Source organism: Streptomyces sp. BI87, assembly GCF_025957665.1.
Taxonomy (GTDB): domain Bacteria; phylum Actinomycetota; class Actinomycetes; order Streptomycetales; family Streptomycetaceae; genus Streptomyces; species Streptomyces albidoflavus.
The window spans coordinates 2,303,306-2,322,500 of record NZ_CP110079.1 but is presented as its reverse complement, the minus strand read 5'-3'; the positions used below and the strand labels follow the sequence as shown (position 1 = coordinate 2,322,500).

Sequence of the window (19,195 nt, the reverse complement as noted above, 5' to 3'; positions counted from 1 at the left end):
CGTGGGAGGCCACGATAGTCCCCGGGGAGTCGTCAACCAGGCTTTGATCCGGGGGTTTCCGAATGGGGAAACCCGGCAGTCGTCATGGGCTGTCACCCGCTGCTGAACTCATAGGCAGTGTGGAGGGAACGCGGGGAAGTGAAACATCTCAGTACCCGCAGGAAGAGAAAACAACCGTGATTCCGGGAGTAGTGGCGAGCGAAACTGGATGAGGCCAAACCGTATGTGTGTGATACCCGGCAGGGGTTGCGCATGCGGGGTTGTGGGATCTCTCTTCTACGGTCTGCCGGCCGTGGGACGAGTCAGAAACCGTTGATGTAGGCGAAGGACATGCGAAAGGTCCGGCGTAGAGGGTAAGACCCCCGTAGTCGAAACATCAGCGGCTCGTTTGAGAGACACCCAAGTAGCACGGGGCCCGAGAAATCCCGTGTGAATCTGGCGGGACCACCCGCTAAGCCTAAATATTCCCTGGTGACCGATAGCGGATAGTACCGTGAGGGAATGGTGAAAAGTACCGCGGGAGCGGAGTGAAATAGTACCTGAAACCGTGTGCCTACAAGCCGTGGGAGCGTCGCGCATCGAGCTTGCTCGGTGCGTCGTGACTGCGTGCCTTTTGAAGAATGAGCCTGCGAGTTAGCGGTGTGTAGCGAGGTTAACCCGTGTGGGGAAGCCGTAGCGAAAGCGAGTCCGAAGAGGGCGTTTGAGTTGCACGCTCTAGACCCGAAGCGGAGTGATCTAGCCATGGGCAGGTTGAAGCGGCTGTAAGAGGTCGTGGAGGACCGAACCCACCAGGGTTGAAAACCTGGGGGATGACCTGTGGTTAGGGGTGAAAGGCCAATCAAACTCCGTGATAGCTGGTTCTCCCCGAAATGCATTTAGGTGCAGCGTCGTGTGTTTCTTGCCGGAGGTAGAGCACTGGATAGGCGATGGGCCCTACCGGGTTACTGACCTTAGCCAAACTCCGAATGCCGGTAAGTGAGAGCGCGGCAGTGAGACTGTGGGGGATAAGCTCCATGGTCGAGAGGGAAACAGCCCAGAGCATCGACTAAGGCCCCTAAGCGTACGCTAAGTGGGAAAGGATGTGGAGTCGCAGAGACAACCAGGAGGTTGGCTTAGAAGCAGCCACCCTTGAAAGAGTGCGTAATAGCTCACTGGTCTAGTGATTCCGCGCCGACAATGTAGCGGGGCTCAAGCGTACCGCCGAAGTCGTGTCATTGCAGCATGAGGGCCAACGCCCGCTGTGATGGGTAGGGGAGCGTCGTGTGCCGGGTGAAGCAGCCGTGGAAGCGAGTTGTGGACGGTTCACGAGTGAGAATGCAGGCATGAGTAGCGATTCACACGTGAGAAACGTGTGCGCCGATTGACTAAGGGTTCCTGGGTCAAGCTGATCTGCCCAGGGTAAGTCGGGACCTAAGGCGAGGCCGACAGGCGTAGTCGATGGATAACCGGTTGATATTCCGGTACCCGCTGTGAAGCGTCAAACATTGAATCCAGTGATGCTAAGCCCGTGAAGCCGTTCCGGACCCTTCGGGGAATGGAAAGTGGTGGAGCCGGTGGCCCGAGCTGGTAGTAGGTGAGTGATGGGGTGACGCAGGAAGGTAGTCCATCCCGGGCGGTGGTTGTCCCGGGGTAAGGGTGTAGGACGTCAGGTAGGTAAATCCGTCTGGCAATAGTCTGAGACCTGATGCCGAGCCGATTGTGGTGAAGTGGATGATCCTATGCTGTCGAGAAAAGCCTCTAGCGAGTTTCATGGCGGCCCGTACCCTAAACCGACTCAGGTGGTCAGGTAGAGAATACCGAGGCGTTCGGGTGAACTATGGTTAAGGAACTCGGCAAAATGCCCCCGTAACTTCGGGAGAAGGGGGGCCATGTCTGGTGATCCGATTTACTCGGTGAGCTGGGTGTGGCCGCAGAGACCAGCGAGAAGCGACTGTTTACTAAAAACACAGGTCCGTGCGAAGCCGTAAGGCGATGTATACGGACTGACGCCTGCCCGGTGCTGGAACGTTAAGGGGACCGGTTAGTCACATTTCGGTGTGGCGAAGCTGAGAACTTAAGCGCCAGTAAACGGCGGTGGTAACTATAACCATCCTAAGGTAGCGAAATTCCTTGTCGGGTAAGTTCCGACCTGCACGAATGGCGTAACGACTTCTCGACTGTCTCAACCATAGGCCCGGTGAAATTGCATTACGAGTAAAGATGCTCGTTTCGCGCAGCAGGACGGAAAGACCCCGGGACCTTTACTACAGTTTGATATTGGTGTTCGGTTCGGCTTGTGTAGGATAGGTGGGAGACTGTGAAGCATGCACGCCAGTGTGTGTGGAGTCGTCGTTGAAATACCACTCTGGTCGTGCTGGATGTCTAACCTGGGTCCGTGATCCGGATCAGGGACAGTGTCTGATGGGTAGTTTAACTGGGGCGGTTGCCTCCTAAAGAGTAACGGAGGCGCCCAAAGGTTCCCTCAGCCTGGTTGGTAATCAGGTGTTGAGTGTAAGTGCACAAGGGAGCTTGACTGTGAGACCGACGGGTCGAGCAGGGACGAAAGTCGGGACTAGTGATCCGGCGGTGGCTTGTGGAAGCGCCGTCGCTCAACGGATAAAAGGTACCCCGGGGATAACAGGCTGATCTTCCCCAAGAGTCCATATCGACGGGATGGTTTGGCACCTCGATGTCGGCTCGTCGCATCCTGGGGCTGGAGTCGGTCCCAAGGGTTGGGCTGTTCGCCCATTAAAGCGGTACGCGAGCTGGGTTTAGAACGTCGTGAGACAGTTCGGTCCCTATCCGCTGTGCGCGTAGGAATATTGAGAAGGGCTGTCCCTAGTACGAGAGGACCGGGACGGACGAACCTCTGGTGTGCCAGTTGTTCTGCCAAGGGCATGGCTGGTTGGCTACGTTCGGGAGGGATAACCGCTGAAAGCATCTAAGCGGGAAGCCTGCTTCGAGATGAGTATTCCCACCTCCTTGAGAGGGTAAGGCTCCCAGTAGACGACTGGGTTGATAGGCCGGATATGGAAGCCCTGTAAGGGGTGGAGTTGACCGGTACTAATAGGCCGAGGGCTTGTCCTCAGTTGCTCGCGTCCACTGTGTTGGTTCTGAAACCACGAACACCAATCACATACCTGTCTAGAGGTGGGTTGTGGTTGCTGGTGTGTTTCGTAGTGTTTCGGTGGTCATAGCGTGAGGGAAACGCCCGGTTACATTTCGAACCCGGAAGCTAAGCCTTACAGCGCCGATGGTACTGCAGGGGGGACCCTGTGGGAGAGTAGGACGCCGCCGAACTTTCTTTGGCCTCGGGCCCTGGAAATCTTGTGTAAACAGGTTTCCGGGGCCCGAGGCATTTCTGCGTTCGGGGCCATTTCTGCTGTCTGCCGAGGCTTACAACTTTCCTGCGGCCTTGGCCGACAGGTAGGCGTCGGCGAGTGCAGAGGCCAGTTCGTCGGGTGGAGCATCCACCACCGTGACCCCGCGTCGGCGGAGCAGGCCGGCCGTGCGGTCGCGTTCAGCCTGTGCCTTGTGCGCGGCAGCTGCCTGGTAGACCTTCTCCACCGTGCCCCGGGCCGTCGCCATCTCCGCAAGCCTCGGGTCGGCGACGGAGGCCATGAGGAGCGTGTGGCGGTCGGTGAGGCGGCCGAGGACCGGCAGAAGCCCCTCCTCGACGGGGGTGGCGTCGAGCGTGGTGAGCAGTACCACCAGGGCCCTGCTGGGAGTGCTCCGCAGGATCTCGGCTGCCAGGCCCCGGGCGTCGGTCTCGACCAGATGCGGTTGCAGGGAGGCCAGGCCGTCCACCAGGGCCGGCAGGAGCTGGGGCGAGGGCTTTCCTCGTACCTGCGCACGGAGTTCGCGGTCGAAGGCCAGGAGGTCGACGCGGTCGCCCGCGCGAGCAGCCAGGGCGGCGAGGAGCAGAGCCGCGTCCATGGCTGCGTCCAGTCGCGGCGCGTCTCCCACGCGTCCCGCCGACGTGCGGCCGGTGTCGAGCACGATCAGCACGCGGCGGTCGCGTTCGGCGCGCCAGGTGCGCACGGCCACTTCGGACCGTCGCGCGGTCGCGCGCCAGTCGATGGAGCGAATGTCGTCACCCGGAACGTCGTGCGCAGGCTGTCGAACTCGGTACCCTCGCCCCTGCCGAGCGCGCTGGTCCTCCCGTCCAGCTCGCGCAGGCGCGCTGCCTTGGCAGCGAGCAGGCGGCGGCTGTGGAACGGCGGCAGGACGCGGAGGCGGCCGGGGACGGGGTACGTTGCCTGACGGGAGACGAGCCCCAGCGGTCCGTACGAGCGGACGGTGACGCTGTGAGCGACGGCTGCGCCCCCGCGCGTGGGGCGGAGTGGGGTACGGAGCTCGCGGGTTCCGCCGGCGGGCACGTCGACTCGGTGCCGGGAAGCGTCGGTGGCTCCTGGCACGGTGTTGCTGGGTGGCCAGGCGTCGCGGATCAGCGCCCGCAAGGGCCGCGATGAGGTGTTGGTCAGCTGGAGGCTGGTCTCCGCCAGCTCGCCCTGTCGAACGTTTGTGTCACCAGATCGGGTGAGACGGAGCTTTCGCACTGGCGCGGCCCGGGCGTAGTCGCACATCATTGCGACAGCGAGGGGGGAGTTGACGGCGGCGATCCCCAGCCAGCTGGGTTCGAGCAGTGCGACGGGGGAGGGAGCCGAGAGCTGCGAGCAGCGCGGTGCGTCCAGTGAGAGCCATGGTCCGTCGCCTTCACCGAGGGACGGGGACGCGGGCGAGAAGAGGGGTGAGGACCGCGTCGGGTGTCACGCCTTCCATCTCGGCCTCCGGGCGGAGTTGGACGCGGTGCCGCAGGGTGGGAAGTGCAAGTGCTTTCACGTCGTCAGGGATGACGTAGTCACGGCCGGTCAGCCAGGCCCAGGCGCGTGCGGTGGAGAGAAGAGCGGTGGCGCCGCGAGGCGAGGCGCCGAGGGAGAGCGACGGGGAGTCGCGGGTGGCCCGGCAGACGTCGACGATGTACGCGGCGATCTCGGGTGAGACGGAAATTCCGGCGACTGCTGAGCGGGCAGCGTCGAGCTGGGCGGGGCCGGCGACCGGGTGCAGACCGGCGGCGGACAGATCACGTGGGTCGAATCCCCGCGCATGACGTGAGAGCAGCGCGATCTCGTCGTCCCTGGGCGGTAGCGAGACGTTCAGCTTCAGAAGGAACCGGTCCAGCTGGGCTTCGGGCAGGGGGTACGTGCCCTCGTACTCCACCGGGTTCTGCGTGGCGGCGACCAGGAACGGTTCGGGGAGGTGGCGTGCGGTTCCGTCGACGGTCACTTGCCTCTCCTCCATGGCCTCCAGCAGGGACGCCTGCGTTTTCGGAGGCGTGCGGTTGATCTCGTCGGCGAGCAGGAGGTTGGTGAAGACCGGGCCGGGCTGGAAGGAGAACTCCGACGTGCGGGCGTCGAGGACGAGGGAGCCGGTGATGTCGCTGGGCATCAGGTCCGGCGTGAACTGGACGCGTTTGGTCTCCAGTTCGACCGCCGCTGCCAAGGCGCGCACCAGCAGGGTCTTGGCGACACCTGGGACGCCCTCCAGCGGGACGTGGCCGCGGCAGAGAAGGGCGATGACCAGGCCGGTGACGACCGGGTCCTGGCCGACCACGGCCTTCCCGATCTCCGCGCGTACCGCTTCGAGAGCGGCGCGGGCCTCCGCGGCCCCGTCTGCGTCGGGCGTCGGTGCGCTCATGACGTGCGTACCTCTCTTTCGAGGGCGTCGAGTTGGTCGGCGAGCCGGACCAGACCGGCATCGTCGGTCGGTGCCGGGCCGAAGAGCAGCGAAGCGGGGTCCCGATCGGGGGCGCGGCTCTCCAGGAGGGCGGTGAGGGCCGGCAGGAGCACTTCGGGGGCGTCGGCGTCCGCTGCCGTGACACCGGTGAGTTCGGCGAGGCGGACGCGTGTTGCCCGGCGTAGCAGGGCGGCCGCCTGGTCGCGGGCGTCCGCGCGGTGGTACAGGCGGGCCCGGTCCTCTGTCGTCTCCGAGGCCCGTACGACGACGGGCAGATCCTCGCTGACGACGGGGCCCAGGCGGCGGCCGCGCCAGATCGCGGCCAGGACCGCGGCAAAACAGAGTTGCAGGGTGGCCCAGCGCCAGCCGGCGGGGACCAACTCGAGGAAGCCGCGGGGTTCCTCGGGCGCGGCGGAGGCGTCGGGTGAGGAGGGAAGGTACCAGAGCAGGTGCGGGCGGGAGCCGAGGAGTTGGAGCGCGAGGGAGGCGTTGCCGTGTTCGTCGAGCCGGTCGTCGCGCAGAATGTCCGAGGAGCCCAGAAGGACGGTCCCGGGCGACCCCGGGGTGCCTTCCGTGGCCGGCGTCGAGGCGGGGAGGCGGAGCAAGGAGGGCAGGCCGCCGGACAGGTAGCAGCGTTCGGCCCCGGGTACGTCGGTGAAGTACCGCAGACCTCCCACGTCGGGGTCGCCCGCGCGCTGAGCGGCCGGGAAGGTGCAGGTGGGAGCGATGGTCGACCGCTCCGCCGGTGGCCTCACCTCGGTGCCCGGCGCGAGCCCGGCGAGGGAGGGCGATCCTGGGGCCACGAGCACGAGGCGGGCGTCCGCCTCGGCGGCGGTGGAGCGCAGGGCCGCCTGCTGTTCGCCGGTGAGCCGGTCGGGGACAGTGACCAGCAGGGTGGTGTCCGGGCCTGCCCGTTCGCGGAGGGCGGTGAGGGAGTCGACCGGCTGTACCCGGATGCCGTCGTGAGCGAGGAGCGCGGCCAGAGCCCGGCTGCCGCGCGGATCGTAGGAGGAGGGGGCCAGCTCGCCGCTCTCGTCGCCCTGTTAAAGGGCAGCCAGGGTGATCCCGGCCACGATGATGAGCAGCACGGCCAGCAGGACGCCGCGGGAGCGCGCCCACAGAGGGGGAACGCGCGACGAGGCCGGGGAGGGGCTGGTCATGGGCGCCCTGCCGGGGTCCGCGCGGTGTCGACCGGTTGCGCGCGGCGGAGAGCCGTGTCCAGAGCGGTGAGGCGGCGGTACGTCGTCGCGTCGGCGGTGCGGCCGCCGTACGTGGTCTCGTCGAAGGCTTTCGCGGCGTCCCGCAGGGCGTCGCTGTGGCCGGGCAGGGCGAGGTCTGCCGCTGCGGCGGCCTCGTCGGCGGTGCGCCCGGGATGCGGGCTGAGGAGGCCGCGTTCCTCCAGGGAGCGGACCAGGGCACGCATCGTCTCCTGGACCGCGCCGTTCCAGTCGTGGTCCAGGGCGTGTGCCTCGGCCTGGGCGCGGTGTTCGGCGGCGGTGCGCGGGTGGGCGTCGAAGACTGCGGCGGAAGGCGTCGAGGTGAGGGCGGTACGGCGCAGGCGCAGGCGAAGGGCGACGGCCAGCGCGATCAGGGCGAGGATGATCACGGCCACGCCGACGCCGCCGCCGGGTGTGGCACCGGCAGCGGCGTCGAAGAGGTCCTGGACCCAGTCCCAGAAGGCGGTCCAGGCCCTTTGGAGAAGGTTCGGGTCGTGTTCGTGGTACCGCGGGTCGGAGAGTTCCCGGCGGGCTGCTTCCCGGGCCGCGTCGCGGTCCCAGGACTCGGGCGGCCGGCCGTCACCGTGCGCGGCGGCGTGGACCGCCCGGGCATCCCCCCGCCAGGTCACCGCATCAGCTCCCGGGTGCGGACGGTGGCGGGCTCTCCTGGCTCTGCGCGGCGGCCGCCCTCGTCAGTTCGACGTCGAGGGCCTCGCGGCGGATGCGCTGGTCGATGTAGAGCAGCACGGTCACGCCCGCCACGATCGGCAGCGTCAGCATGGCGCCGATCACCGAGCCGACGCCGGTGATGATCAGGTACGTCCAGCCGAAGTTGGTGACGACCATCTCGTCGAGGGCGCTCGCGGCGCTCTCGCCGGTGATGACGGCGGCCACCCGGGAGAAGGGCAGAAGGATGATCGACGAGACGATCATCACGAGGAGCTGTGCCAGCAGTTGGATACCGAAGACGCGCCACCACGAGCCGCGGACCAGCTTCGCCGACCGCCGCATGGCCTTGACGACGCCCTGCTTCTCCAGCATCAGCGCGGCCGAGGCGAGGGAGAAGCGGATCGTGAGCCAGACGGCCACACCCGCGCCCGCGAGCGCTCCGAGGGCCAGCAGCGCGGCCGCGCCCTCGGAACCGGAGGCCATGCCGAGGAGTACACCGGGCACCATCGCGACCGCTACGAGGCCGATGGCGATCAGGGGCAGCAGCAGTGTCAGGCCGGCGAGCCGGGACAACTGAGGGCGGGCGTCGCGCCAGGCGTCGGAGAGCGACACCGGCTGCCCGAGCACCGCCCTGCTCGTCACCATGGTCAGCAGAGCGGTCGCCACGATGGTGCCGAGCAGCGAGACGAGCAGCACGAGGCCCGAGTCCAGCAGCGCCCCGCCCATCGCGTCGAGGAGCTCGTCGGTCGTGGCCGAGGGGTCCTCGAGTGCCGCGACGTCGACGGCGTCGCGCAGCACGAAGCGCTGCAGCAGGATCAGCACCACCTGCGTCACCACCGCGATCATCAGCGATATGCCGAGCACGGTGCGCCAGTGCGCACGCAGCGTGGAGACGGCACCGTCGAGGATCTCGCCCACCCCGAGCGGGCGGAGCGGGATGACCCCGGGCTTGGCCGCGGCGGGAGGCTGGGTCCAGCCGCCACCACCCCAGCCACCGCCGGACGGTGGCGTCCGGTCACCGCTCTCCGCACGGGTGCGGCGCCCGCCCCAGCTGTCACCGGAGCCGGAGCCTGTCGTCCCGGGGGCCGACCACTGGCCCGGAGGCGGCTGCTCCTTGGACCACTTCGACGGAGAGGCGCCGGGACCGGCGCCCTCCGCTCCCTCGGGCGTAGCGCCCTCGCGGTCGCGGTCGTCCGAGGGGCCAGGTCCGGGCGCTGCCCAGCCCGGAGTGTCGTTCATCGTCGCTCCTTCACGGTGCCCGCGCGGTCGCGGCGGCCGGTTGTCAGCCATGGTCCCACGGGCAGGTCCGACATCGACCGGCCCCCATCGCTGTCCACGCCTTCTTTTGTCGGGTGTCCACAGGGCAGACTGAACGGATGGCTGATCAGTGCACACGAGGTTCCGCGGACATACCGGACTCGATTCCCACCCTCCGATGGGAGGAGCCGCCCGAGGGGCCCGTGCTGGTGCTGCTCGACCAGACACGGTTGCCCGGGGAGGAGAGTGAGCTGGCCTGCACCGACGCTCCGGCCCTGGTCGAGGCGATCCGGACGCTGGCGGTCCGGGGCGCTCCGCTCCTGGGCATCGCGGGCGCCTACGGGGTCGCGCTCGCCGCAGCCCGCGGCTTCGACGTCGTCGACGCGGCGCGGATGCTGGCCGGGGCCCGGCCCACCGCGGTCAACCTCGCGCGCGGGGTCCGAAGAGCCCAGGAGGCCCACGCGGCGGCGGCCGCCGCGGGCGGGGACGAGCGGGCGGCCGCTGCCGCCGCCCTCGCCGCGGCCCGCGCCCTGCACCGGGAGGACGCCGAGGGCAGCCGGAGTATGGCCCGGGAAGGGCTGGCGCTCCTCGACGAACTGGTTCCCGGCGGGCAGCACCGCCTTCTCACCCACTGCAACACCGGGGCCCTGGTCTCCGGGGGCGAGGGGACCGCGTTCGCGGTGGCCCTGGCCGCGCACCGGGAGGGGAAGCTCCGCCGCCTGTGGGTCGACGAGACGCGGCCGCTGCTGCAGGGCGCGCGGCTCACCGCCTATGAGGCGGCGCGGCACGGAATGCCGTACACCCTGCTCACCGACAGCGCCGCGGGCTCGCTTTTCGCGGCGGGGGAGGTGGATGCCGTGCTGATCGGTGCCGATCGGATAGCGGCGGACGGTTCGGTGGCGAATAAGGTGGGGAGCTATCCGCTCGCCGTGCTGGCGCGCTACCACCATGTGCCGTTCATCGTGGTCGCGCCGGTGACGACGATCGACATGGACACCCCGGACGGGGCGGCCATCGAGGTCGAGCAGCGGAGCGGTCACGAGGTGACGGAGGCGATCTCGCCGTCGGGGCGTGGTGTCGGCGGGGAAGCGGGCGGCGGTGTGCCGATCGCTCCCCTGGGGACGCAGGCGTACAACCCGGCGTTCGATGTGACGCCTCCGGAACTGGTGACCGCCGTGGTGACCGAATGGGGCGTTGTCTCGCCCGTGACCGAAGGGGCGTTGGAGCAGCTGTGCGCCAGGTCACGCCAGGTATCGATGAGCTAATGGGATGATGTCGTAATGAAGGGACGCGTTCTCGTCGTCGACGACGACACCGCATTGGCGGAAATGCTCGGGATTGTGCTGCGCGGTGAAGGCTTCGAACCCTCGTTCGTCGCTGACGGCGACAAGGCTCTCGCTGCCTTCCGTGAGACCAAGCCGGACCTGGTGCTCCTCGACCAGATGCTGCCTGGCCGCGACGGAATCGAAGTGTGCCGCCTGATCAGGGCGGAGTCCGGTGTACCGATCGTCATGCTCACAGCCAAGAGCGACACGGTGGACGTGGTGGTCGGACTGGAGTCCGGCGCCGACGACTACATCGTGAAGCCGTTCAAGCCCAAGGAGCTGGTCGCCCGTATCCGGGCGCGCCTGCGCAGGTCGGAGGAGCCGGCGCCCGAGCAGCTCACCATCGGCGACCTCGTCATCGACGTCGCCGGGCACTCGGTGAAGCGGGACGGCCAGTCCATCGCGCTGACGCCGCTCGAGTTCGACCTGCTGGTGGCGCTGGCCCGCAAGCCGTGGCAGGTCTTCACCCGGGAGGTCCTCCTGGAGCAGGTGTGGGGGTACCGGCACGCCGCCGACACCCGGCTGGTCAACGTGCACGTCCAGCGGCTGCGTTCCAAGGTCGAGCGGGACCCGGAGCGCCCCGAGATCGTGGTGACCGTGCGCGGGGTCGGCTACAAGGCCGGACCGAGCTGAGATGAGCAGGGACAGTGCCGCCCCGCCGTCGCAGGAACAGGGCAACGGCGCCGGGCGGCCTGTCGGACGGACGGACAGGGGCCCGGGCCTCGGCTGGCTGAGGGAGAGCCGGCGGGTTCTCCAGGGAGGGGTTCCCAGCAGCCCCTTCCTGCGCCTCTTCGCCCGTTGGGTGCGGCGCCCGCTGCTCCCGGCGGTGCGCCTGTGGCGTCGCAGCATCCAGCTGAAGGTCGTCGTGACCACGCTGCTGATGTCGCTCGGCGTCGTGCTGCTGCTCGGCTTCGTCGTCATCGGGCAGGTGCGCAACGGCCTGCTCGACGCCAAGCAGCGGGCCGCCCAGAGCCAGGCCCGCGGTGGTTTCCAGGTCGCGCAGGACAAGGCGGACACCGCCAGTGCCCGGTCCGCCCAGGACGGGGGCGTGGCCGACGGACGCACCCAGAACGCCACGGTCTGGATGTCCGACCTGGTCGAGCAGTTGTCCAGCGGCGGCCAGTCGGCGTTCGACGTCGTCGCGCTCAGCGCCGACGCGCTCGACGACACGGGGAGCATCCGGGGGCCGCGCGCCTCCGGCGGCGTGGTGCCCGTGCAGAGCGTGCCCGTCGACCTGCGGCGGGCCGTGGACGAGACCGCGGGCTCGCCCGGCGGCCTCTACCAGAGCTACACCCGGATCACCTACGCCAGCCAGGCTTCGCAGCCCGGCCTGGTCATCGGCAAGCGCCTGAACGACCCCAACGGCGACGCCTACCAGCTCTACTACCTCTTCCCGCTGACGCAGGAGGAGAAGTCCCTCACCCTGATCAAGACCACGCTGGCCACCGCCGGCCTGTTCGTCGTGGTGCTGCTCGGGGCCATCGCCTGGGTGGTGGTCCGGCAGGTCGTCACGCCGGTCCGGATGGCGGCCGGGGTCGCCGAGCGGCTGTCGGCCGGGCGTCTCCAGGAGCGGATGAAGGTCACCGGGGAGGACGACATCGCCCGCCTCGGCGAGGCGTTCAACAAGATGGCGCAGAACCTCCAGCTCAAGATCCAGCAGCTCGAGGACCTTTCCCGGATGCAGCGCCGCTTCGTCTCGGACGTCTCCCACGAACTGCGGACGCCGCTGACGACGGTGCGGATGGCGGCGGACATCATCCACGAGGCGCGGGAAGACTTCGACCCCGTCACCGCCCGCTCCGCCGAACTGCTCGCCGACCAGCTCGACCGGTTCGAATCGCTCCTCGCCGACCTCCTGGAGATCAGCCGTTTCGACGCCGGCGCGGCGGCCCTGGAGGCCGAGCCGACCGACCTGCGCGACGTGGTCCGCCGCGTCGTCGGTGGCGCCGAGCTGCTCGCCGAGCGCAAGGGCACCCGGATTCGGGTTCTCGGTGACGAGCAGCCCGTCATCGCGGAGGTGGACCCTCGGCGTGTGGAGCGCGTGCTGAGGAACCTCGTGGTGAACGCGGTGGAGCACGGTGAGGGCCGGGACGTGGTCGTACGGCTGGCCTCGGCCGGCGGAGCCGTGGCCGTCGCGGTCCGTGACTACGGCGTGGGACTGAAGCCGGGGGAGGCGACCAGGGTGTTCAGCCGCTTCTGGCGGGCCGACCCCGCGCGGGCCAGGACGACGGGCGGGACCGGGCTCGGACTCTCGATCGCCCTGGAGGACGCGCGGCTGCACGGCGGCTGGCTCCAGGCGTGGGGCGAGCCGGGCGGGGGCTCGCAGTTCCGGCTGACGGTGCCGCGTACCGCCGACGAGGCGCTGCGTGGATCGCCGATCCCTCTGGAACCTGCCGACTCCCGGCGGAACCAGGGTGCCCAGGAGGACGAGCAGGAGCCTGTGCCGCCCGTGGCACCCGCGCCGCGTACCGGTGTGGCGGCCACCGTGCTGCACGCGCCGGGCGTCGGCCTGGCGCGGCTCTCGGCCGCCAGCCGGGCCGTCGGCACGGAGGACGGGGTGGACCGGTGCCGTCTGCCCTCGCGGGCGGCGCCCCGGCCGGTGGTCGATCCGGCCGCGTTGCCGGGCAGTGGTTCCCGGGTGGTGGCCCGGTCCGGCTCCCCGGAGGGCTCCAGGGAGCACGTGGCGGGGGAGACGGCGCCGGTCGCTTCGGGGGCTGCCCCGGGCAGGCGCGCGGATGAGCGAACAGACGGCCCCGCGCGGGCGGGGCTTGAGGGTGAGGGGGGCAACGGTGGGGAGTGAGAGCGGCCGTCGGAACAGCGTGCGGCGGTCCCGCGTGGCGCTCGAGGGCGCCGACGAGAGGGGACCACGGCGTCCCGGGACGTCGGTCTGTGCCACGGCGGCCGCCGCCGCCTTGCTCGCCGGGTGTGCCTCGATGCCCGACAGCGGGGATGTGACCGCCGTCGACGCCACCCAGCGGACCGACGCGCAGGTCCGTGTCTTCGGCGTCCCGCCACGGGACGGAGCCCGGCCCGAGGAGATACTCGACGGCTTCCTCGAGGCGCTGACCAGCGATGACCCCGAGTTCTCGATAGCCAGGGAGTACCTGACGGAGGAAGCGGCCGACAACTGGGAGCCGGAGCGCAGCACCACGGTCCTGCGCGACGGGCCCAACCGGGGGGCGGAACGCGCCCGGTCCGGCCGCGACGGCGGGTTCCAGTACACGCTGACCGGCCGGATGGTCGCCAGGGTCGACCAGCAGCGGGCCTACCAGCCGTCCGAGGGCGCCTACAGCGAGCCCATCCACCTCGTGGAGGTGAAGGGGCCCGACGGCATGCAGTGGCGTATCGACGCGCCCCCGACCGGCGTCGTTCTCGGGGAATCGGACTTCCTGCGCATCTACCGCCCGGTCAACAAGTACTACTGGGCGACCGAGGCGTCCCAGCAGCCCGGCAGGCCCGTCGGCCTCGTCGCCGACCCGGTCTACGTCCGCCAGCGCATAGACCCCGTCACCGAGGCCGTGCGGTCGGTGCTCTCCGGGCCGAGCGACTGGATCGCCCCGGTCGTGGACTCGGTCTTCCCGGCGGGCACGCGGCTGAAGTCGCCCACCAAGGCGCTGGTCCCCGACGACCAGAGCCGGCTGAAGGTGCCCCTCAACAAGCAGGCCGACCGGGTCGGCCAGGCGCAGTGCGTGCGGATGGCGACCCAGCTGCTGTTCACCCTGCGTGACCTCACCTCGTCCGGAGTGGGCGAGGTGGAGCTGCTGCGGTCGAACGGCTCCCAGCTGTGCGTCCTGGACGAGAACCGGGCGGACAGCGTGGTGCCCGCGGTCACGGCCGGCCACCCCGACTACCAGTACTTCGTGGACGACGGCCACCGGCTGGTGCGGATGACCGGGGGCGCCGACGGGGAGAGCGGGTCGAGAGCGGAGCCGGTGCCCGGTGACTTCGGCGTGGGTGAGCAGGGCCTGAGGTCGGCCGCGGTCTCGCGGGACGAGGAGCGGGCCGCCGGGGTGTCGCTCGACGGGCGGTCCCTCTTCGTCGGCTCGCTCACCTCGGGGGACGGGCTGAGGAAGACCGAGGTACGCAGCCGGGCCAAGTCCGAGGAGGAGCGCCTCTCCGCCCCCAGCTGGGACGGCAGGGGGGATCTGTGGATAGCGGACCGCGACGGTGCCCGCTCCCGTCTGCTGCGGCTCGAACAGGGCGCGGAGGAGGCACAGGAGGTCAAGGTGGCGGGGCTCGGGGAAGGCTCTGTCCGGGCCGTCCGCATCTCCGCCGACGGCGTCCGTGTCGCCCTGATCGTCGCCGAGGACGGGCGGACATCGCTCCGGATCGGCAGGGTGGAACGCCAGACGGACGGCGACTCCTCGCAGGTGGCGGTGACCGAGCTGCGTACGGCCGCACCGCACATGGAGGAGATCACCGCCATGTCGTGGGCCGGCGGCAGCCGCCTGGTCGTCGTCGGGCGGGAATCCGGCGGTGTGCAGCAGTTGCGGTACGTGCAGAGCGACGGGTCCACGCCGTCCGGTGGCTCGCTGCCCGCGCTCACCGGCGTCAAGGAGATCACCGCCTCCGAGGACGACCGGCTGCCGCTGGTCGCTCGCTCGGACGACGGGATCGTACGGCTCCCTCCCGGCGGGAACTGGCAGACGGTGGTCAAGGAGGGCGCGGCCCCGGTCTACCCCGGCTGAGGCCGGGCTGTTCGGAGGGCTGTCGGCCCGATGGCGACCGCGCGTGTGTTCGGAATGCGTCATGTGGGGCTGCATGCCCGCACGCCTTCCGGTCGATGCCGGAAAAGTCGCCCTCGGAGCCCTTTCACCTGATGCGGTGACGGAGTTGTCCACAAGCGGCCGGTTGTCCCCAGGCTCGGGCGCGACAGGCGCTCCGGCGGCAGTGTGCGCGGCATGGAGACATGGTGGTGGCAGGCGATCAGCGACCTGGTGTTGCCGCTCGACTGCGCTGGGTGCGGGGAGCACGGGACGCGGCTCTGCCGGCGGTGCCTGGCGGAGATCGGCGGCGGAGTGGCGCGTCCGGTACGGCCGTACCCGGCCCCGGCCGGGCTTCCGGCCGTACGGGCCGCCGTTCCGTACCAGGGGGCGGCTCGTGCCCTGCTGCTGGAGCACAAGGAGCGTGGGGCGCTCTGGCTGGCGCGGGTTCTGGGTGCCGTGTTGGCCTCGGTCGTGCAGGCGAGCCCGGTCTCCCGTCAGCTGCCCCTGGCGGGGCACCTCCTGCTGGTGCCGGTTCCCTCGGCGCCGCGGGCCGTGCGGTCACGCGGCCACGATCCGGTGCGCCGGATGGCCTCGTACGCGGCGGCGGAGCTGCGCCGGGCGGGGGTTCCGGCGAGAGCCGCGCCTCTCCTCGGGCAGCGGCGGCGTGTCTCGGACCAGAGCGGACTGGACGCGGAGGGCCGCGCGGCCAATCTCGGCGGAGCTCTGCGGGTGGTCCCCGGCGGTGGCGCCGCGCTGGCGCGGGGGCGCGTGGTCCTGGTCGACGACCTGATGACGACCGGAGCGACGCTGGCCGAGGCCGCTCGGGCGGTGCGCAAGAGGTGGGAGGAGGACAATGGGAACCGTGGTCCGGGACTCATGGAGGGCCGATCGGACGGGTACCCGACGGACTTCCGGGGAAGTCGTGGGGCATGGCTTCCGCGCGCGGCGGTCATCGCCTCTTCACCATCGTCCTTCGAAATAAACCGGAACTGACGAGGAGCTTCCATCGTTGCAGCTGGTGAGGGGGTTGATTCACCTGAATGGAGGTACGCGGCGGTAGAGGGTGACGCATCCCTCCGAGCGGGATATGTTCGGTGAGGGAGGAACGGCTCGACAGCATTCCCCCGATAACCGAATTGCCAGTGCGGTGACGTGATCGTTCACTCGTATCGGTGAGGTGGAGAGCCCGGTCCCGCGGGGAGGAGGAGGTGGAAGTCACCGAGTCCGAGGCTCCGGAATGATTCGGAGCCGGTGCAAAAGGAAGATGCTCCGCCGATGAAGCGGAGCGATCCGGGAACGGAGTTCTGCGTGGACATCGTCGTCAAGGGACGCAAGACCGAGGTGCCCGAGCGGTTCCGCAAGCACGTGGCCGACAAGTTGAAGCTGGAGAAGCTCCAGAAGCTCGACGGCAAGGTGATCAGCCTGGACGTCGAGGTGTCCAAGGAACCGAACCCGAGGCAGTCCGAGCGGAAGGACCGGGTCGAGATCACGGTCCGCTCCCGTGGGCCCGTGATCCGGGCCGAGGCGTCGGCGGCCGACCCCTACGCGGCCCTCGACCTGGCCACCGCCAAGCTCGACGCGCGGATGCGTAAGGAGCACGACAAGCGCTACTCCCGCCGGGGCACGGGGCGCCTCTCCGCGGCCGAGGTCGTGGACCACATTCCGGACGCGGCCAGGCTCGCCAGCGACGGCACCCTCATCACGGAGCAGGACGAAGAGGCCGTCAAGACCACTCGGATGGGTTCCCTGGAGGTTCAGGGCGAAGGGCCGCTGATCGTCCGCGAGAAGACCCACGCGGCTGCTCCCATGTCGCTCGACCAGGCGCTCTACGAGATGGAGCTGGTCGGACACGACTTCTATCTGTTCGTCGACTCGGAGACCAAGGAGCCCGCGGTGGTCTACCGGCGTCACGCGTACGACTACGGCGTGATCCATCTCCGGACCGACCCGATGGTGGCCGAGGCGCCCGTCGGCGGCGCCGGAGGCGCACTGGGCGGCTGAACCGTCGCGACAGGTCCGCGCGAGTGCCCCCGGGAGCGTTGGTGCGCCCCCCGGGGGCGCCCCCGTCTCCGTAGCTCTGCCGCGCGCCACCGCCGTGGCATGAAATCATGACCGAGCCGGTCAACCGGCGTACGGCCGCCCCAGGTTGGGGAGGCACGGTGAGACGGGCCACGGCCTTCAGGGGGAGGAACGATGCCGGAGACTTTCGGACCGTTGCACAATGGCGGGCCCGCTGCGGGCTCCGGGGCAGGCGCCGGGAGAGGTGTGGTCAGCGGGTTGCCGGGGTTCGCCTCGCGCGGGCCCGACCTGGAGGAGGAGTTCGAGGAAGATCCGGTCGAGCCGATCCGGGTACTTGTCGTGGACGATCACGCCCTGTTCCGTCGCGGACTCGAGATCGTCCTCGAGGCGGAGGAGGACATCGAGGTCATCGGTGAGGCCGGCGACGGCGCCGAAGCGGTGGAGAAGGCCGCCGACCTCCTGCCCGACATCGTGTTGATGGACGTGCGGATGCCGAAGCGTGGCGGTATCGAAGCGTGCACGGCCATCAAAGAAGTGGCACCCAGTGCCAAAATCATCATGCTCACCATCAGCGACGAAGAGGCCGACCTCTACGAGGCCATCAAGGCGGGTGCCACGGGCTATCTGCTGAAGGAGATCTCCACCGACGAAGTGGCGACGGCGATTCGGGCGGTCGCGGACGGCCAGTCGCAGATCAGCCCGTCCATGGCCTCGAAACTGCTCACCGAGTTCAAATCGATGATCCAGCGGACGGACGAGCGCCGGCTCGTCCCCGCTCCCCGGCTCACCGATCGCGAACTGGAGGTGCTGAAGCTCGTCGCCACCGGGATGAACAACCGCGATATCGCGAAGGAATTGTTCATCAGCGAGAACACGGTGAAGAACCACGTCCGCAACATCCTGGAGAAACTCCAGCTCCACTCACGTATGGAGGCCGTGGTCTACGCGATGCGGGAGAAGATCCTGGAGATCCGCTGAGCCCGCGGAGTCAGGGGCCCCCACGTTCCGGCGCCGCCGCCTCCGCGTCACGCTCAGCTCAGTGCGGCTGCCAGTTCGGCGGTGAGCGCGGGGCGCAGCTCCGGCTGCGTCATGTGTTCCACCCGCACCTCGGCGCAGCCCACCCAGCGTGCCGCCTCGGCGAGGGCCACCGCCGTCGCTCCGACGGACTTGGCGGGTCCGGGGCTTCCCGGCAGGTCGCCGCCGAGGGCGACGTGCCGCGCCACGAGGGTGTCACCGGAGCGCGCGGGGTCCACGCGGCCCACCAGCTTGCCGCCCGCGAGGACGGGCATCGCGAAGTAGCCGTACAGCCGCTTGGCCTTCGGGGTGTACGCCTCCAGCCGGTGCGTGAAGCGGAAGATCCGCTCCGTGCGGGCGCGTTCCCAGATCAGTGAGTCGAACGGGGAGAGCAGCGTGGTCCGGTGCCGGCCGCGCGGAGGCGTGCTCAGGGCCTGCGGGTCGGCCCAGGCCGGCTTGGCCCAGCCCTCGACCTCGACCGGCACCAGGCCGGTTTCGGCGATCACCGCGTCGAAGCTCTCTCCCTTGATCCGGTGGTAGTCGGCGAGGTCGGAGCGGGTGCCGACGCCCAGGGCCCTGCCTGCCTGGCCGACCAGCTCGCGCAGGCACGCCCCGTCGTCGAGGGCGTCGTGGAGGAGAGGAGCCGGGATGGCGCGCTCGGCCAGGTCGTAGACGCGCTTCCAGCCGCGTCGGCTGGTGCACACGACCTCGCCGTACATGAGCGCCCGCTCGACGGCGATCTTCGTCTCCGACCAGTCCCACCACTCGCCGCCGTTCTTGGCGCCGCCCAGCTCCGAGGCGGTGAGCGGGCCTTCGGCCGTCAGTTGGGCGATCACCTTGTCGTAGGCGGCTTGCGGCAGGTCGTGGTGCCAGTGCGGGCGGTCGCGGTAGGCGCGGCGGCGGAAGGCGAAGTGGGGCCACTCCTCGACGGGCAGGATGCAGGCCGCGTGCGACCAGTACTCGAAAGCGTGCGGCGAGCCGTCCGCGTCGGAGCTCCAGTAGGCGGCCTCCACGGTCGGGCGGCCGACGGCGCCCAGGCGGGCGTAGGGCACCAGCTCGTGGGAGCGGGCCAGGACGGAGATGGTGTCCAGCTGCACGGCGCCGGTGGCGCGGAGGACGCCGCGGACGCCGGCGCGGCGGTCCGGCGCACCGAGGAAACCCTGCGCTCGCAGCGCGATGCGGCGGGCTTCGTCAGCGGAGAGGCTGGCGACGGGGCGGTGGACGGCCGGGGTGTCGGCGGCGCTCGGCAGACTCGTCATGAGCGCACTGTAGG

At 69.4% G+C, this 19,195-nt stretch carries 11 protein-coding genes, 2 rRNA genes and 2 pseudogenes (1 of these 15 only partly in view); 9 read left to right on the top strand and 6 right to left on the bottom strand.

The genetic code is table 11. The annotated features are described in order from the left end of the window. Nucleotides 1-3,066: ribosomal RNA gene (locus tag OIM89_RS09970) — 23S ribosomal RNA — on the top strand; it begins 56 nt to the left of the window's first position. Between the two features lie 96 nt (nt 3,067-3,162). Next, nucleotides 3,163-3,279: ribosomal RNA gene (gene rrf / locus OIM89_RS09965) — 5S ribosomal RNA — on the top strand. Nucleotides 3,280-3,375: 96 nt separating this feature from the next. Here the strand turns inward: rrf and OIM89_RS09960 are convergent. The 5 genes and pseudogenes from OIM89_RS09960 to OIM89_RS09940 form a co-directional block, all read right to left on the bottom strand. After that, nucleotides 3,376-4,683, bottom strand: a pseudogene (locus OIM89_RS09960) (DUF58 domain-containing protein). Nucleotides 4,684-4,695: 12 nt separating this feature from the next. Continuing rightward, nucleotides 4,696-5,676 carry an AAA family ATPase gene (locus OIM89_RS09955; RefSeq protein WP_247860306.1) on the bottom strand — a complete coding sequence of 327 codons (981 nt, stop codon included), beginning with the start codon at nt 5,674-5,676 and terminating at the stop codon, nt 4,696-4,698. Next, a pseudogene (locus tag OIM89_RS09950) lies at nt 5,673-6,875 on the bottom strand (DUF4350 domain-containing protein). The gene OIM89_RS09955 and the pseudogene OIM89_RS09950 overlap by 4 nt, the downstream one beginning before the upstream one ends. Then, entirely contained in the window at nt 6,872-7,561 is a 690-nt protein-coding gene (locus OIM89_RS09945) for a DUF4129 domain-containing protein (RefSeq protein ID WP_264491163.1), read from the bottom strand. Before OIM89_RS09945 ends, OIM89_RS09950 begins: the two are co-directional and overlap by 4 nt. A 4-nt stretch (nt 7,562-7,565) precedes the next feature. After that, nucleotides 7,566-8,840: a hypothetical protein gene (locus tag OIM89_RS09940; RefSeq protein ID WP_175458637.1), complete on the bottom strand. Its 1,275-nt coding sequence runs from the start codon at nt 8,838-8,840 to the stop codon at nt 7,566-7,568. Between the two features lie 137 nt (nt 8,841-8,977). On the opposite strand from OIM89_RS09940, the gene mtnA reads away from it, so the two are divergent. From mtnA to OIM89_RS09905, 7 genes are all read left to right on the top strand, one after another. Further along, entirely contained in the window at nt 8,978-10,123 is a 1,146-nt protein-coding gene (mtnA, locus tag OIM89_RS09935) for an S-methyl-5-thioribose-1-phosphate isomerase (RefSeq protein WP_030696343.1), read from the top strand. A 15-nt stretch (nt 10,124-10,138) separates the two neighbouring features. Further along, nucleotides 10,139-10,816 carry a two-component system response regulator MtrA gene (gene mtrA / locus OIM89_RS09930; RefSeq protein WP_003950455.1) on the top strand — a complete coding sequence of 226 codons (678 nt, stop codon included), beginning with the start codon at nt 10,139-10,141 and terminating at the stop codon, nt 10,814-10,816. 1 nt (nt 10,817) lies between these two features. Further along, nucleotides 10,818-12,983, top strand: coding sequence for an MtrAB system histidine kinase MtrB (gene mtrB, locus OIM89_RS09925; protein WP_226964336.1), 2,166 nt, complete (start codon nt 10,818-10,820; stop codon nt 12,981-12,983). Between the two features lie 133 nt (nt 12,984-13,116). Beyond that, a complete protein-coding gene (locus OIM89_RS09920) occupies nt 13,117-14,871 on the top strand; it encodes an LpqB family beta-propeller domain-containing protein (RefSeq protein WP_047470100.1) in 1,755 nt (584 codons plus the stop codon). A gap of 213 nt (nt 14,872-15,084) precedes the next feature. After that, nucleotides 15,085-15,882, top strand: coding sequence for a ComF family protein (locus tag OIM89_RS09915; RefSeq protein ID WP_030696346.1), 798 nt, complete (start codon nt 15,085-15,087; stop codon nt 15,880-15,882). Nucleotides 15,883-16,197: 315 nt separating this feature from the next. Then, complete coding sequence (gene hpf / locus OIM89_RS09910; protein ID WP_078493406.1) at nt 16,198-16,890, top strand: ribosome hibernation-promoting factor, HPF/YfiA family; 693 nt, start codon at nt 16,198-16,200, stop codon at nt 16,888-16,890. A 192-nt stretch (nt 16,891-17,082) separates the two neighbouring features. Continuing rightward, nucleotides 17,083-17,886 (top strand): response regulator, encoded by an 804-nt coding sequence (locus tag OIM89_RS09905; protein WP_030696347.1) that lies wholly within the window; start codon nt 17,083-17,085, stop codon nt 17,884-17,886. Between the two features lie 53 nt (nt 17,887-17,939). Here the strand turns inward: OIM89_RS09905 and OIM89_RS09900 are convergent, their stop codons facing one another. Continuing rightward, nucleotides 17,940-19,181, bottom strand: coding sequence for a winged helix-turn-helix domain-containing protein (locus OIM89_RS09900; RefSeq protein ID WP_047470106.1), 1,242 nt, complete (start codon nt 19,179-19,181; stop codon nt 17,940-17,942). Between the last annotated feature and the right edge of the window lie 14 nt (nt 19,182-19,195).

Bases quoted from the DNA above. Each gene is read 5' to 3' on its own strand.
- mtnA (WP_030696343.1), top strand. From the start codon at position 8,978: ATGGCTGATCAGTGCACACGAGGTTCCGCGGACATACCGGACTCGATT.
- OIM89_RS09955 (WP_247860306.1), bottom strand. From the start codon at position 5,676: ATGAGCGCACCGACGCCCGACGCAGACGGGGCCGCGGAGGCCCGCGCC.
- OIM89_RS09940 (WP_175458637.1), bottom strand. From the start codon at position 8,840: ATGAACGACACTCCGGGCTGGGCAGCGCCCGGACCTGGCCCCTCGGAC.
- mtrA (WP_003950455.1), top strand. From the start codon at position 10,139: ATGAAGGGACGCGTTCTCGTCGTCGACGACGACACCGCATTGGCGGAA.
- OIM89_RS09900 (WP_047470106.1), bottom strand. From the start codon at position 19,181: ATGACGAGTCTGCCGAGCGCCGCCGACACCCCGGCCGTCCACCGCCCC.
- mtrB (WP_226964336.1), top strand. From the start codon at position 10,818: ATGAGCAGGGACAGTGCCGCCCCGCCGTCGCAGGAACAGGGCAACGGC.
- OIM89_RS09905 (WP_030696347.1), top strand. From the start codon at position 17,083: ATGCCGGAGACTTTCGGACCGTTGCACAATGGCGGGCCCGCTGCGGGC.
- OIM89_RS09915 (WP_030696346.1), top strand. From the start codon at position 15,085: ATGGAGACATGGTGGTGGCAGGCGATCAGCGACCTGGTGTTGCCGCTC.
- OIM89_RS09920 (WP_047470100.1), top strand. From the start codon at position 13,117: ATGCCCGACAGCGGGGATGTGACCGCCGTCGACGCCACCCAGCGGACC.